Source organism: Nocardia cyriacigeorgica GUH-2 (genome assembly GCF_000284035.1).
GTDB classification, from domain to species: domain Bacteria; phylum Actinomycetota; class Actinomycetes; order Mycobacteriales; family Mycobacteriaceae; genus Nocardia; species Nocardia cyriacigeorgica_B.
In genome coordinates, this window is the sequence record NC_016887.1 from 4,990,903 (window position 1) to 5,005,571 (window position 14,669).

At 67.6% G+C, this 14,669-nt stretch carries 14 protein-coding genes; 7 read left to right on the top strand and 7 right to left on the bottom strand.

From position 1 onward, the window contains the following. Nucleotides 1–176: 176 nt before the first annotated feature. Both NOCYR_RS30840 and NOCYR_RS22635 read right to left on the bottom strand, forming a co-directional pair. Nucleotides 177–1,895 carry a glycine-rich protein gene (locus NOCYR_RS30840; RefSeq protein WP_158430192.1) on the bottom strand — a complete coding sequence of 573 codons (1,719 nt, stop codon included), beginning with the start codon at nucleotides 1,893–1,895 and terminating at the stop codon, nucleotides 177–179. Nucleotides 1,896–2,297: 402 nt separating this feature from the next. Next, a complete protein-coding gene (locus NOCYR_RS22635) occupies nucleotides 2,298–3,902 on the bottom strand; it encodes a hypothetical protein (protein ID WP_048833623.1) in 1,605 nt (534 codons plus the stop codon). A gap of 263 nt (nucleotides 3,903–4,165) precedes the next feature. On the opposite strand from NOCYR_RS22635, the gene NOCYR_RS29800 reads away from it, so the two are divergent. Both NOCYR_RS29800 and NOCYR_RS22640 read left to right on the top strand, forming a co-directional pair. Beyond that, nucleotides 4,166–4,387, top strand: coding sequence for a FitA-like ribbon-helix-helix domain-containing protein (locus NOCYR_RS29800; protein ID WP_158430194.1), 222 nt, complete (start codon nucleotides 4,166–4,168; stop codon nucleotides 4,385–4,387). Next, nucleotides 4,384–4,794 (top strand): type II toxin-antitoxin system VapC family toxin, encoded by a 411-nt coding sequence (locus NOCYR_RS22640; RefSeq protein WP_014352742.1) that lies wholly within the window; start codon nucleotides 4,384–4,386, stop codon nucleotides 4,792–4,794. Before NOCYR_RS29800 ends, NOCYR_RS22640 begins: the two co-directional genes overlap by 4 nt. Nucleotides 4,795–4,846: 52 nt before the next feature. On the opposite strand, the gene NOCYR_RS22645 is transcribed toward NOCYR_RS22640, so the two are convergent. Beyond that, nucleotides 4,847–5,803: an alpha/beta fold hydrolase gene (locus tag NOCYR_RS22645; RefSeq protein ID WP_014352743.1), complete on the bottom strand. Its 957-nt coding sequence runs from the start codon at nucleotides 5,801–5,803 to the stop codon at nucleotides 4,847–4,849. A 362-nt stretch (nucleotides 5,804–6,165) separates the two neighbouring features. On the opposite strand from NOCYR_RS22645, the gene NOCYR_RS22650 reads away from it, so the two are divergent. Further along, nucleotides 6,166–7,083 carry a type IV toxin-antitoxin system AbiEi family antitoxin gene (locus tag NOCYR_RS22650; RefSeq protein ID WP_014352744.1) on the top strand — a complete coding sequence of 306 codons (918 nt, stop codon included), beginning with the start codon at nucleotides 6,166–6,168 and terminating at the stop codon, nucleotides 7,081–7,083. Continuing rightward, complete coding sequence (locus NOCYR_RS22655; RefSeq protein ID WP_014352745.1) at nucleotides 7,076–7,897, top strand: hypothetical protein; 822 nt, start codon at nucleotides 7,076–7,078, stop codon at nucleotides 7,895–7,897. The genes NOCYR_RS22650 and NOCYR_RS22655 overlap by 8 nt, the downstream gene beginning before the upstream one ends. Nucleotides 7,898–7,937: 40 nt before the next feature. Here the strand turns inward: NOCYR_RS22655 and ychF are convergent, their stop codons facing one another. Further along, nucleotides 7,938–9,017, bottom strand: coding sequence for a redox-regulated ATPase YchF (ychF, locus tag NOCYR_RS22660; RefSeq protein ID WP_014352746.1), 1,080 nt, complete (start codon nucleotides 9,015–9,017; stop codon nucleotides 7,938–7,940). Between the two features lie 115 nt (nucleotides 9,018–9,132). Then, a complete protein-coding gene (locus NOCYR_RS22665) occupies nucleotides 9,133–10,056 on the bottom strand; it encodes a quinone oxidoreductase family protein (protein ID WP_014352747.1) in 924 nt (307 codons plus the stop codon). A gap of 184 nt (nucleotides 10,057–10,240) precedes the next feature. Here NOCYR_RS22665 and NOCYR_RS22670 point away from each other — a divergent pair, with 184 nt between their 5' ends. From NOCYR_RS22670 to NOCYR_RS22680, 3 genes are all read left to right on the top strand, one after another. Beyond that, nucleotides 10,241–11,077 carry an AraC family transcriptional regulator gene (locus NOCYR_RS22670; RefSeq protein ID WP_014352748.1) on the top strand — a complete coding sequence of 279 codons (837 nt, stop codon included), beginning with the start codon at nucleotides 10,241–10,243 and terminating at the stop codon, nucleotides 11,075–11,077. Nucleotides 11,078–11,087: 10 nt separating this feature from the next. Further along, nucleotides 11,088–11,498 (top strand): VOC family protein, encoded by a 411-nt coding sequence (locus NOCYR_RS22675; protein ID WP_014352749.1) that lies wholly within the window; start codon nucleotides 11,088–11,090, stop codon nucleotides 11,496–11,498. Between the two features lie 150 nt (nucleotides 11,499–11,648). Then, entirely contained in the window at nucleotides 11,649–12,260 is a 612-nt protein-coding gene (locus NOCYR_RS22680; protein WP_014352750.1) for a malonic semialdehyde reductase, read from the top strand. A 247-nt stretch (nucleotides 12,261–12,507) separates the two neighbouring features. Here NOCYR_RS22680 and NOCYR_RS22685 read toward each other — a convergent pair whose 3' ends face one another. Continuing rightward, nucleotides 12,508–13,344: a carbohydrate ABC transporter permease gene (locus tag NOCYR_RS22685; protein ID WP_014352751.1), complete on the bottom strand. Its 837-nt coding sequence runs from the start codon at nucleotides 13,342–13,344 to the stop codon at nucleotides 12,508–12,510. A gap of 306 nt (nucleotides 13,345–13,650) precedes the next feature. Next, nucleotides 13,651–14,529 (bottom strand): carbohydrate ABC transporter permease, encoded by an 879-nt coding sequence (locus tag NOCYR_RS22690; protein ID WP_048834395.1) that lies wholly within the window; start codon nucleotides 14,527–14,529, stop codon nucleotides 13,651–13,653. Nucleotides 14,530–14,669 lie beyond the last annotated feature (140 nt).

A 14,669-nucleotide genomic window follows, 5' to 3' on the forward strand; every position in this document is an offset into this window, starting at 1 on the left:
ACAGTGCGGGCTTTCTCACCCTTGACGAAATCAACTGGCGATCAGTGGCCCATCACATTCGCTGCCGCCTATCCCTTTCCGACAGCTTGCGCGTTGCCCGATCCCCGTTCCGGCAGCTGCGGGTTCCCGTTCGGGCGGCGCCTGCGCAGCCCGATCCTGCGGCCGGCACGATGAGTTCAGCCGACGCCCGAGGAGCCGAAACTACCGCAGAACGAGCCGGTACACGGCGGCGGCTCTTCCGCTCCGGGAAGCGACTGCCAGCTGATGTGGACGACCCCGTTGGCCTTGCCGGTTCCCGAAGTCCCCTGGTAATAGCGGACATCGGCGGCGCCGGGTTCGGCATACGAACGCCCACCACCGCCACCGCCACCACCGCCGGAGTCGCTGGCGACGCTCGCTCCGTGCCCACGGCCGCCGCCGTTGTAGCCGCCACCGCCGCCACCGCCCGCGCCGCCCTGGGAGCTGCCCGCCGGGGCGTCGGTGCCGTGGCCGCCGTGCTTGGAGTTGTTGCATCCGCTGCCGGGTGGACGTCCACCGCAGCCGCCCGAACCGCCGTCGCCGATATCGGAATTGCCGTCACCGCTGTTGCCGTCGTGGGCTGGGTTCCCGCCCGCCCCGCCGTCGCCGCCGGCGCCATCGCCTGCACCGCTGTTGCCGCCGGCGCCGCCGCCACCACCGGCTACGACGAGGTAGCTCTTGCCGACCGGCGCGTGCGTTCCGCATGGGCTTAGCGTCGATTCGACCGCGGTGGAACCGCCGCCACCGCCGCCGGAGGCGCCACCCGAGCCAGGTGCGGTGCCGTGCCTGCCGCCGTGCCCGTCACCGAATCCGCCGTTGTCATGGCCCCATTGCCCGACCGTGACGGCCAGTTCGGTGCCCGGCCGGACGTCGACTGTCGCGGTCACACCGCCACCCGCGCCGCCGATGCCGGTGTCACCGAAATGCCCGCCTCCGCCGCCGACCGCGTCGATGGTCACCGAGGTGACTCCCGCTGGGACGCAGAAGTATTCGGTGTGCCCGCGGAATTCGAAGGTCTGGTATCCGATCTTGCCGGTGGTCAGAACCACCGAACCATTGCCCGAACTCGTACTGCTGCTGAAGACGTGATCGCGCACGCGCGCGCTGTCGACGTAGGACAGCCCGCCCCCGCCGCCGTCGCCGCCACCGTTCAGGTTCGGCCCGCTGCCGAGCTTGCCGCCCTTACCCGCGCGATAACCGCCGCCACCACCGCCACCGGCACCGCCGGGCGCGTACGGCGGTGTACTCCCGCCCGACGCGCCCGCCTCGCCATGTGTGCTGTTCAGGCAGCCACCGCAGGTTTCGGGCCCTGAACTGTTGCCGCCCACCGCACCTGCGCCGGCGGGGTTGCCGCCGTTGCCGCCCGCCCCGCCGGGACCCCCATTGCCCTCATGAGAGGAGCCGCCTCCACCGCCACCCCCGCCCGCGACGACGAGCGGGGTCTCGCCCGACATGACCGCGGTGGCGCCACCGCCACCACCGCCATCGCCGGCATTCGGCGCGGGTTGTTCACCGCGCGCGCCACCACGGCCGTAGCCCGACTGTCCACCGTCGGCCCCACCTTCGCACCCCACATAGATGGTGAGAATCTCGTGCGGCTCCACCGAGATCGTCCCCGTCGTCACCCCACCGAACCCGCCCCGGGTGCCCTCACCGACGTTCTGTTGCCCAGCCCCGCCCTTCGCCAGCACCGACAGCTCCCGCACGCCCTCGGGCACCTGATACGTCTGCCCGCTGTCACCAGCGCACTCGAACCGCTGACTGCTCGGCGCCTGCGCTTGGGCCTGCGGCGGCGCGAGTGCGACGCCCCACGCCGCAGTCAGCACGGCACAACCCGCGAGTACGGAAACTCGTGAACCCGACAACAAGCTGGACATGATTCCACCTCATCGAGCGGCATATGGTGCACCGACCGTACGCTCAACCGGCGGTTTCCAGCGGGAACCTGGTCATGCGGCGGGCGTGTCGGGGTGTATCGGAGCTGACCCACCAGTGGGTGCGAGCTCGCTGGCGATGGGCTGGTCGGACCCAGATCTGTGCGGGCTGTCGGGCCGCCGCGCTGCGGGCCAGCGCGCGGTGAACTCGTTGGGGACGAGCTGCGCAATCCGAGCGAGATCGTTGCCGGTGTCCGGCGTAATCGGTCCAGGCGCGACCGGCGCCCTCGGCCCGGCGGGGCCGCGCGGTGTTCTCGACCGTGATCGGCGTGCGAAGCCCGCTCACGATGGGCTGGTCGGACCTGGTCCTGTGTGTGGGCGCGGTCGCGCCGCCGATCGGTCGGTTCAGCGCGCGGTGAGCTCCGGTTCGTTGGGCATGAGCTGGGCGATCTCGGCGAGATCGTCTCCGGCGTCCGGGGTGATCGCCCCGGGCGCGACCGGCTGCCCCTGGGCCGGGTGGGGCCGGACGGCGTTCTCGATCGTGTTCGGCGTGCGACCCGCCGCCTGCGTGTCAGCCGCCATCTGGCCGGGCGCGATGCCCTCTGGCTCCTCGGCCGGTACCGCAGGCACATCGGGATGTTCGGCGCCCGAGGAGCGCTCGGCGGTCTGGTCATCCGGCGTGGCAGCGGCCGGTTCCGTCGAGCGTGCAAGCGGCTGGACCTGCTCGCTGTTCTTGAGCCGCTGCAACGTCTTTCGCACGGCCGCTGCGAGCCGGGCGTCCAGCTCGGCCTCACCTGGATCAGTTTGGTCAGTGTCCGGATCGCGGGTGTTGTTCTCCGCGGCGAGCTGCTCGGTCGGCACCGGTGTCGTGGCCAGCCACAGCTCGGTGAACGGGGCGGCGGGCACCTGCGGGGTGGGGTCTGCCTTGGCGTCGGTCCGTGCGCCGGACTGCTCCGGTTCAGAGGCGGACTGTCGCTCGCGAGGGCCCTCTGTTCCGGCGGTTGCCGCCGGCTCCGCTGCCGCTGCCTCGGAGGTCGCGGCACCATGCTCGGGCGCACCGTTTCCGGCCGGGTGCGATGGGTCCGCATCGGCTGGTGGCTCAGGGTCTGTTGCAGCACGAGCCGTCGCGGGCGCCACTTCGAGGATGCTCGGCAGGATCTGGTTCCCCGCTCCGCCGACGCGGGTGAGCGCGGCCAACCGCTCCTGAAGATCTTCCTTGTCGGGCACCGCGGCCGTCGCTTGCTCGATCGCGCGCCCATATCTCTCGGCGACCAATCGGTGCGTCACCAGCGCGACGCCGATCATGATCGGCGCGATCGCATGGATGCCGATCCCCGTGATGTCGCCCGCCTTGAAGTACGGGAAGGTATTCAGCGCGATACTCGCCGTCAGCAGGACCCCCTCTACGGTGTAGACCTGCCACAACCGGTCGATCACACCCCATTCGGCGGTGTCGCCGGTGGAGAGCATCAGCGCCACGAGCACCGCGCTGATCAGGGCTTCCAGCCCGTACGACAGCCAGAACATCGGGTTGGTCACCCCGCCGGTGGGTGCGATGTTCTGCTGCACCGTCACCGCCGAGAACAACATCGAGAACGCGACCACCCCGGCGAGCAGCCCCAGCACCCGTGGCTTGCGCTGATGCAGCCGAGCCACCTTCGCATGCGGACTGCTGCTGTGCCGCTGCTCCCCGATCGCCTGCGCGGCCCGCAGCAGATCCGCCGCCTCCCGCTCGGCCAGTTCGGCCGCCGTCCGCCGCACACGCTCCGCGGCATCCGCGGCCGCCTGAATCCGTGCCCGCTGCTCATGCCGTTCGTAATCGCGCACGAGCTCGGCCAGCTCACGCGCCGCCGCGAGCTCACGCTCGGACAGCGCCTCCAGCAGCGCCGGATCATCCTGGTGCGCGAGCCGCTCATGCGCGATCTGCACCCGATCCGGCAACGCACCGGCCATCAAGTCATCCACCTGCGGCGCCGCAGCAGGCGCCTGGGTCGCGAAACGACGGAGCATCAGCATCGAACCTTTCCGGCGAACGAGTGTTCCAGACGCGGTGCGCCGGTCACGACCCGGATGCCGTCATCCGCGCTCGCCCGCGACCAGCACCGAACCCGACCCGGAAAGATATGCCGTCCTCTCGAACTACGCTGGACTTCGCCGATATCGGCCATCTCCCGGCAGCCGTTGTCGGCAAGGCATCGAGAACACCGACTCTCCGCTCCGATCCCCGCCTTCCGCCTCGCTCACTAACCGCAATCATTGATAGCATTGATTGCATGGCTGCCATAACGATCCGCGATCTCGACGACGACGTCAAAGAACGGCTGCGGCGGCGAGCTGCTGCTCATGGCCGAAGCATGGAGGCCGAGGCGCGCGCGATCCTGTCAGATGCCGTCAAGCCAAAGCTTCTGCTGCGCGAACTGTACGAACGCAGTCGACCGTACGCAGCGGAATTGGAACTCCCCGAACAACCCGAGGCAGGAGCAGCGTCGCTGTGATCATCGCCGATACCAACGTTGTATCGGAGCTGTTCAAGCCCACCCCCGATCCTCGTGTCATCGCGTGGCTGGAGAACGCATCCGACGTGACGATCACGGCGGTGACGGTTGGCGAGATCTGGGCAGGCATCGAGAACTTGCCGGACGGGCGGCGAAAGACCGGGCTGCGGGAACTCGCCGAGGACCTGTTCAGCGAGTTCGGCGCGGAGATCCAGGACTACGACTTCGCGGCGGCCCACATCTACGGCCAGATCGTTTCAGCCCGCCGCCGACTCGGCCGTCCGATCGGCTATGCCGACGCCCAGATCGCGTCCATCTGCGCCGCCAACGGATGGCCCGTCGCCACGCGAAACGTGAAGGACTTCACCGATATCGGTATCGAGGTGATCAACCCGTGGGATGGTTGATCACCATCCGGCGGCCGCGAGGCCCGCAGGGCTCGACATCAGCCGATCCGGCCTAGGCGGCCAGGGCCAGCTCGGCCGACCCGAACCTGCAGGTGGAACCTGCCCGCCTGATCAATCGGCCAACGGCTCCGGCAACCTCACCCGGCTGCTCCAGAATCACCGAATGCCCGGCCCCGTCGATCATCACGAAATCCGCGTAGTCGACGGCGGCGGCTATGGCGACCGAATGCGACGGTGGGGTCATCAGGTCGGCGGAGCCGCAGAGGATCAGCGTCGGGATCTTCGACAGGGCCGGCAGGACGGCGGTGCGGTCGTAGGTGATGAACGCGCTGAGGAAGCTCGCCATCGTGACGATCGGCGTCTCGTTGTGCATCGCGTAAGCCAGCGCCAACACGCGGGCGCTGACCTTGCGGTTGCCGAATTCGGCAGTGCGGATGACGGGCGCGAAGATCTTGCACGCCGCTCGCTTGGCCCGCTGCATCAGGCGCGGTGCGCGGCGGACGGCGGCTTGGAAAGCGGCGATGATCGGGTGCTGGAGCAGCCGGCCGAAGCCCGCGTCGGCGAGGCCGCTGGCGGCGGTGGCGATGAGGCCGACGCCGACGATCCGGGTGCCGATTTCCTGCGGGTTCTGGGCGACGTAGGTCAGCACCGTCATCCCGCCCATCGAGTGCCCGACCAGGACGATCGGGCCGGTGGGAGCGACGGCTTCGAGCACTGTGCGCAGGTCGTGGCCGAGCTGATCGAGGTTGTACGTCCCGCTCGACGCAGCCGCCGAATCCCCGTGCCCACGGTGGTCGTAGCAGACCACCCGAGCCTCGGGATTGTCCCGCAGCAGCGCATCCCGAACATCGGTCCACGACTCGCTGCGCAGGCAGTGCCCATGAACGAGGACAACCGTCAGCTCCGCATCCGGGCGCCCGGACTCGCGCACCGCGAGCGCCACCCCGTCATCGGTCGAGACAACGGCACGACGCTCTGCCGAGCGGGCATTCATGCTGATGATCGACATCGGAGCCTCCGGTCCACGTGCGCTGACGTGGTCTACTCTGCGCCGATCCGGCCGCCATCAGCAGCGCCCCGAGTGCTGTGTTCGCTCCCCCGAAGGGTGCGCAGAACACCACCTAGGTGTCGAGCAGTGGCCTTATGCAAGGCGACCGCTCGAGGCGAACTGATCGATGCCGAGCGGCCCCTACCTCCGGGCGGCTTCGCTGGAACCCCCGGTCGAAGATGTTCAATATTCCTACATGTTCAATTAAAATGAACAACATGCCAGGCCGAACACAGCCTCCCGAGACCCCCGGCCCCTTCGCGGAGGTGGGTGCAGAATCTACGATCGAACGCTCTTTAGCCGAGGCGCTCGCTGAGTATTCCGTGGAGCTGGACGTCCAGCGCTGGCTGTCGCCCCGGACCGCTGTCGCCACCGTTCGTCGCTACGGCGTCGAGGCGACCTACCAGATGGTGTGGTTGCCACACGCGACCTTGTCCGAACTGGCACGGGTCGAGCAGAAGGATGACTCTCATCGGCTCCTGGTCGCCGGCCGACGCATCACCAGCCGCACCGCCGACGCCCTGGTGGCCGCGGGCATCGACTACGTCGACTACGCCGGAAATACGCATCTGGACTTCGAACCGGTACTCATCGATGTCCGTGGGCGCCATAGTCCTGCCAAGGAGCCTGCTCCGCGCGCCGCGGATGCCAACCTTTTCAGCACCAAGCGGATGCAGGTGCTTTTCGCGCTACTCACGTGGCCCGAACTAGTGGGACAGCCGATTCGGCGGATCGCCGAAGTCGCCGGGACATCGGTCGGAATCACGCAGTCGACGCTGGACATCCTGAAAGGTGCCGACTACGTGATCGAGCGATCGCTTCATCGCCGCGATGAGCTGATCGAACTCTGGTCCGCCGCATTCCGAACCGCGCTCCTGCCGAGTCTGCGGACCCTCTCGTTCGAAGGAGATATCAAAGGCTGGAGTGCCACTCCGCGCTATCTCGTGAGCGGTGAGTTCGCTGTTGAAACGATCCGCCATCCGGGAACTCTCACCATCTATTCCGAACACTTCGACCTCGCTGATGCCGCCCGATACCGCTGGAAGCGATCGGACGAGCCGAATATCGAGATTCGCCACAAGTTCTGGAGATCCCCCGAAGGTGCGTTTATCCCGACAACGCACGGACCCTTTGCCGAGAACACAGTTCCTCCACTACTCGTCTACGCAGATCTATTGGCCTCCAACGAGGCACGACAAGCCGAGGTGGCGCAGAATCTGAGGAGCGAACAGGTTGTTTGATCCGAACCGTATCGACGGTCCGTCATTGGACCTGGTCGACAGGGTTGTGGTGGCACTGGTCACCGAAAAGAAGGCCGACGATACCTCGATCATGGTCGTCGGTGCGCAATGCCGCGATCTGCTGCACATTGGTTTCGGGCGCAACGACTTACTCAGGCGCACCGACGACGTCGATATCGCGATCGCGGTGTCCGGTGACACCGAGTACCGAAGAATCATCGCGGACCTGCCCCGCTCGGGGACGACTGATATCCGCTATGCGATCGCCGGACTCTCGGTCGATGTCGTTCCTTTCGGCGACATCGAAGACCCCGCCGGAACAACCTCCCTACCAGGTCGGCGGGAGTCTATTGATGTCTTCGCATTCCGGGAGGTATTCACACATTCGATCGAGTTGCGACTGCCGAGCGGCTACCGAGTGCGCATTCCCACGCCCGCAGGCTACGCCGTGCTCAAAGTGAAGGCGTGGTGCGATCGCTCGGCGAATGGCGAGTACAAGGACGCCGGCGACATCGCCACAGCATGCGCCTGGTATCAGAGCGACGCCGACATTCTGGCGTCACTGTATGAAGCACACACCGACTTGCTGATCGGTGCCGAATTGGACGTCGACGCGGCTTCCCTACATCTGCTCTGCATCGAGATGGCGAGCATTCTGGGCGCCACCCGGCTCGCTGAACTCTCGGCAGCATGGGCCCGGACCGACCGAGCACTCCTGGCCCATCATTTCGCTCGTCATCAGTCGAGGTCCCGCCCTGACCACAACGCAGCCCGAAAAGCACTTCGCGCCCTGGACTACTTACTCGTCAGCTGACAGATCGCAATGATACGAATTCGGCCGCGGTGACCCGGACCTACACGTTGAAGCGGAACTCGACCACGTCACCATCGACCATGACGTAGTCCTTCCCTTCCATCCGCACCTTGCCCGCGGCCTTGGCAGCCGCCATGGACCCGGCTTCGACGAGGTCGTCGTACGCAACGACTTCGGCCTTGATGAACCCACGCTCGAAGTCGGTGTGGATGACGCCGGCGGCCTTCGGCGCGGTGTCGCCCTGGTGGATGGTCCAGGCCCGAGCTTCCTTCGGACCGGCTGTCAGATACGTCTGCAATCCGAGGGTGTGGAAGCCGGCGCGGGCGAGGGAGTGCAGGCCGGGTTCGTGCTGGCCGATGGATTCGAGGAGTTCGGCGGCGGATTCGGCGTCGAGTTCGAGGAGTTCGGCTTCCACCTTGGCGTCGAGGAAGACCGCGTCGGCGGGGGCTACGGAGGCCTTCAGTTCGGCGATCTTCGCGTCGTCGGTGAGGACGGATTCGTCGGCGTTGAAGACGTAGAGGAAGGGCTTGGTGGTGAGCAGGGAGAGTTCTTTGAGGAGCTCGGTGTCGACCCTGTCGGCGGCGGCGAAGAGGGTGGTGCCGCTGTTGAGGATTTCCTGGGCGGCCTTGGCGGCGTCGGCGACGGGCTTGCGGTCCTTTTTGACCTTGGCTTCCTTGTCCAGGCGGACGACGGCCTTTTCCAGGGTTTGCAGGTCGGCGAGGATGAGCTCGGTTTCGATGACCTCGATGTCGGCCGAGGGGTCGACGCGACCGTCGACATGGACGACGTCGTCATCGGCGAACACGCGCACGACCTGGCAGATGGCGTCGGCTTCGCGGATGTTGGCGAGGAACTTGTTGCCCAGGCCCGCGCCCTCGGACGCGCCCTTGACGATGCCGGCGATGTCGACGAAGGAGACGGTGGCGGGCACGATGCGCTCGGAGCCGAAGATCTCGGCCAGCTTGTCCAGGCGCGGGTCGGGCAGCGGGACCACCCCGACGTTCGGCTCGATGGTCGCGAACGGGTAGTTCGCGGCCAGCACGTCGTTGCGGGTCAGCGCGTTGAACAGCGTCGACTTTCCGACGTTGGGCAGGCCGACGATTCCGAGGGTGAGACTCACGCGGATGCCTCGCTGCGCTCGGCATCCGCGTACGTCTGGGACGCTGTGTTTACTGGTTCCCTCGCAAGCTCGCTCACGGGAACAAGAGTCTACGCGGGTCTCACCCCTCGACCGTTCAGGGGATCAGCACGACCTTGCCGAGGTTGGCCCGCTTCTCGATGACGGTGTGCGCGGCGGCCGCGTCTTCCAACGCGAACTCCTCGTGCACCGCCGGATGCAGCAGCCCGGACGCGAAGTACTGCCACAGTTCCTGACGCCAGTGCTCGTAGACGTCGGGCTGTTCGCGCGCGATGCGGGCGATCTGGAATCCGGTCACCGATTTGGCGCCCGAGAGCAGGTCGAAGGCTTCGACGGTGCCTCCGCCGGAGCTGTAGGCGACCATGCGTCCACCGGTGCGTACCGCGGCGAGGGCGGGTGCGAGCAGCTCACCGCCGACGGCCTCGAGGGCGTAATCGACGGGCGCGCCCCACGCGGAGTCCTCATAAGCGACGACCTCGTCGGCACCGAGCCCCCGCACGAACTCGGCCTTGGCGGGATCGGACACCGCACCGACCACCCGCGCCGCACCCCGGACCCGGGCCAGCTGCACAGCCAGATGCCCGACACCGGACGCCGCCGCGGTGACCAACGCCGATTCACCCTCGACCGGATTCGCCGCATCGAGCGCGCCCAACGCCACCAGCCCGGTGCGGACCAGCGCCACCGCGTCGACCGCCGACGCGCCGTCAGGAATCGGCGAAGCCATCGCCACCGACAACAGCGCGTATTCGGCGTAACCGTGCCCGAAGACCAGGCCGGTCACTCGGTAGCCGGGTGCGTAGTTCTCGACCCCTTCGCCGACGGCGACCACTTCACCGGCGATCTCGCCACCCAGCGGAATCGGGTCGCGCTGTTCGCGCACCTTCCGCACCACCGGCAGCGTCACCCCGACGGCTTCGACGCGGACGAGCAATTCGCCCGGACCGGGCGTCGGCACATCGACCGAGACGATCTCGAGCACCTCGGGACCCCCGCTGTGCTGGTATTGCACCCGCCGCATCACACCTCCAGGCTTGGTTCAGGAGCGGTAACGGTAACCACATAACGGCGCCACCTCACATACCCAACTACCCCCGAGTGCGCCATCTCACGCCCGCCGCGGGCCGGTAGAGAGGCACGTCACGCGACTGTCGGCGTGTCCGAAAGCTCTTGCGTGGCGTGTCGCGCGGCGTAGCGTCGATGCCATGGCTCCGATCTCGGAGGTGGTGACGGCGCGGCCGGCGCCGGGGCTGACGGCGTTCATCGACCGCTATATCGGCTACCGGATGACGGGGTATCCGCCCGGTCTGCATCGTGGGCTGCCGTCGCGGCATATGACGTTCATCGTGGCGATCGGGCCGACCATCGACGTCGTCACCCAGACCGATGCGAAGCAGGCGCCGGCCGACTACCGCTGCGTGCTGAGCGGATTGCAGCCGGGGCCGGCGGCGATCGCGCACAACGGGACCCAGGAGGGTGTGGCGATCGAGCTGACGCCGCTGGGCAGCCGGGTGTTGTTCGGTATGCCCGCGGGCGAACTCTGGAACCTCTCGGTGGAGTTGTCGGATGTGACGGGCCCGGTGGCGCAGCAGTTGGCCGAGGAACTGCATCTGCACGCGCAGTGGCCGCGCCGATTCGAAGCCTGCGATCGCGTGCTCACGAAACTGGCCCATCCGGACCGGTTGGTGTCGCCGGAGTTGAGCTGGGCGTGGCGGGCGGTGGTCGGCTCCGGCGGGACGCTGCCGGTGGGTCCGCTGGCCGAGCGAATCGGCTGGAGCCGACAGCATCTGACCCGCCGGTTCGGCGCGGAATTCGGGCTCAGCCCCAAGCTCGCCGCGCGGATCGCCCGATTCGATCGGGCCAAGGCGATGCTGGCGCGCACGCCGTCGTTCGTCAGCATCGCGCAGATCGCGGCGACCTGCGGTTATTACGACCAGGCGCATCTGAATCGGGACTTCGCGGAGCTGGCCGGATGCAGTCCGACCACCTGGCTGGCCGAGGAGATTCCATCCGTCCAAGACCCGGAGCTACCCGGCGAGTGAGGCTGAAGCCATGACTACGCCAACTTCCACCACCACCCACGTCTGGCCGTGCCTGGCCTTCCGGGATGCCCGGGCGGCGGCGCAATTCCTCACCGATGCTTTCGGTTTCGAGCTCACGGCGCTGTATGCGCGCGAGGACGATCCGTCCGTCGTCGAGCACGGCGAAATGCGCTGGCCGGCCGGCGGCGGCATCATGTTCGGCTCCACCGGCCGCAATGACAGCGAGTTCGGGCAGCGTCCAGCGGGCGCGGCCTCGCTGTATCTGGTGTGCGACGACCCGGACGCCCTCTACGAACGCGCCGCGAAGGCGGGCGCGCGCATCGTGCGCGAGATGCGCGATGAGGACTACGGTTCGCGCGGTTTCAGCGCCGCCGACCCGGAGGGCAACCTCTGGAGTTTCGGCACCTACGCCGGCGAATGACCAGCGCGCGACCCGCCGCCGCGCGGGTCGCGTTCTATTCCCGATGTGCGAGTTCCCACAACCGCGTGCGATAAGTGGACCGCAGTCCGCTTGATTGTTACGGTCGGTCATCGAAGCGAGAAGGTTTCATCCGAACGCACAGGAGACTCGATGACCACCACCCAGCCGACCGACCTGCTCGAGCTCGACGCCGCCGCCCAGGACCTGCTGTTCCGCGAGGCGCGCACCGCCAACACCTTCACCGACGAGCCGGTCGCCGACGAACAGATCCAGGCCATCTACGACCTGATCAAGTGGGGTCCGACCTCGATGAACCAGCAGCCGCTGCGCGCGGTGGTGCTGCGCTCGCCCGACGCCCGCGCCCGGCTGGTACAGCACATGGCCGAGGGCAACAAGGACAAGACCACCAAGGCACCGCTGACCGTGGTCCTGTTCGCCGACAACAACTTCCACGAGCACCTGCCCACGATGTTCCCGCATATGGAAGGCGCCAAGGACTTCTTCGCCGACGAGGCCTACCGCGAGCATTCGGCCAAGCTCAACGCCGCCCTGCAGATCGCCTACTTCATCGTCGGCATCCGCGCCGCCGGCTTGGCCGCCGGTCCGATGAACGGCTTCGACCATGCCGCCGTGGAGAAGGAATTCTTCCCCGAGGGTGGCCACCACGCGCTGGTCGCCATCAATATCGGCAAGCCCGGCCCGGACGCCTGGTTCCCGCGCAGCCCGCGGTTCGAGGCGAAGGACGTCATCACGACGCTCTGAGCGGCATCGCGATGTGCAGGTGTGGGCCCGTTGGTGCGGGCCCACCCGTCTGTCCGGACCTGCACCGCGAGCCGGGGGCGACGATGAACGATGACCCCAGCGCCGCAGCTATTGGGCTGTGTCCACGCCACTGTGCGGTCGACGGACCCAGCGTGACCGGGCGCGTGGCGGCAAAGGCGTTCAGGACGATCTGGCTATCGCAGCAGGCCGACGCCCTCGAGTCGCCACGTGAGGAGCTCGCGCGAACTCAACGTCCACCCAGCCCCGACAGAGCGATCCCGCGGATGAAGGCCCGCTGGGCGACGGCGTACAGCAGCAACAGCGGCAGCAGGATCAGCATCGACGTGGCCATGAGGATCGGCCACTTGGTGTGATACTGCCCTTGCAGGCGGACCAATCCCAGTGTGGCGGTGGCGATCTCGTCGCGCTGGATCATCACCAGCGGCCAGAGGAAATCGTTCCAGACCGTGATCCAGGTGAGTACGGCGAGCACCATGAGCGCGGGCCGGACCTGTGGGAGCAGGACGCGCCAGTAGATCTGCCAGGTGGTGCAGCCGTCGAGGATGGCGGCTTCCTCGAGTTCGGCGGGCAGCGTCAGGAAGAACTGGCGCATCAGATAGGTGCCGAAGGCGCTGCCGAAGACGCCGGGCACGATCATCGCCCAGGGGGTGTCCACCCAGCCGAAGGCACGCATGAGCAGGAATTGCGGGATGAGGGTGACTGTGAGCGGCACCATCAGTGTCGCCAGGTAGGCCAGGAACAGCGTCTCACGACCGCGAAAAGGCAAGCGCGCGAAGGCGTATCCGGCCAGTGAGCAGAAGAAGACCTGACCGGCCGTCACGCATGCGGCATAGACGGTGGTGTTGAGCAGCATCCGGCCGAGCGGGAGCAGATCGAATACTTCGGTGTAGTTCGACCACTGCGGATCGGCGGGGATCGGTGCGGGATCCGTGACGGCGCCCTCGCTTTTCAGCGATCCCGACAACGCCCACAGGATCGGCGTCAACGCTGCCCACGCGACGACCACGAGCGCCGCGTACACCCCGGCTCCGGACACCAACCGGCGGACGATCGCGCGATCCATCCGCGCCCCACCGCGATCGCGACGTGACCGCGCAACCCTCACTCGGGCTTCGGAAGGCGAAGTAGTCACAACCGGCACCGCATCGCCTCCCGTGTCCGGGCCGCCCACTCCGCACGACCGACGTGCTCGCCTCGCTCACAGCCACCGCCCGCGTCCCGGTTGCCCGCGCTCATGCCTTGCCGATCTCGATCGCCCGGGTCGCTGCCGCCCAGGTCTCCGCCCGCGGTGTATTCGAGCCCGACGGCGCGATCTGGCGCGGCTCCGCTGGATTCGACACTGGGATGCGGTCCGCCCGTGCGTTCGCGCTCATCCCTCGACCTCGCCTCGCCGCGCATACCGCAGTTGCAGCACCGTCAGCACGAACAATCCCGCGAACATCACCCACGCGAGCGCCGACGCGTACCCGACCTCGTAGAACGCGAAAGCGTGCTGGAACAGCATGATTCCGAGCAGGTAGGTGCCGGTTTCCGGGCCGCCGTTCCCGCCGGTCAGCGCATAGGCCTGGTCGAAGGCCTGGACCGAGTTGATGATCGTGATGACGAAGACGAACGACAGCGGACCGCGGATCAGCGGGATCGTGATCGACCAGAACCGTCTCAGCGCACCGGCGCCGTCGATACGCGCGGCCTCGTACAGCTGCTCGGGCACTCCTTGCATGGCCGCCAGCAGGATGACGGTGGCGAACGGCACGCTCTTCCACACCGTGACGATGCTCAACGACACCAGCGCCAGATCCGGGTCGATCAACCAGGGCACCGGATCGATGCCGAACCAGCCCAGCAGCAGGTTGAGCAGGCCGTCGTCGGTGGTGAAGATGAACCGCCACACCACCGCCATCGCCACCGTGGACGCGACCAGCGGCAGGAACGCGGCCGTGCGGAAGAAGCCGATGCCTGCCACCGCGCGATTCAGCAACGCGGCCACCACCAGCCCTATCGCGACCGTCGGGAGCAGCGTCAGCAGCGTGAAGACCACCGTATTTCGCACGGCGATGAGGAACAGCGGATCCGCGGTGAACAGCCTCCGGTAGTTCGCGAGCCCGACGAACCTCGGCGCACTGAACAAATCCCACGAGAAGAAGCTCAAATAGAGCGACACCACGAGCGGTCCGACCAGGAACACCCCCACCCCCGCCACATTCGCCGCGACAAACCACCGCCCCGCCCGCGCCCGCCGCCGCACCAGTTGCCCGGCGGCGCCCTGCCCGTCCCGCTCGCCGCGACGGCGCGCCGGCCCCAGCCGCGCTTCCTTCGGCTCGCTGTCGGCCTGCGGGCGCTGTCTCGGCTCGGAACCGTCCGTGCCGCTCGCCCGCGCCTCGGCACTCC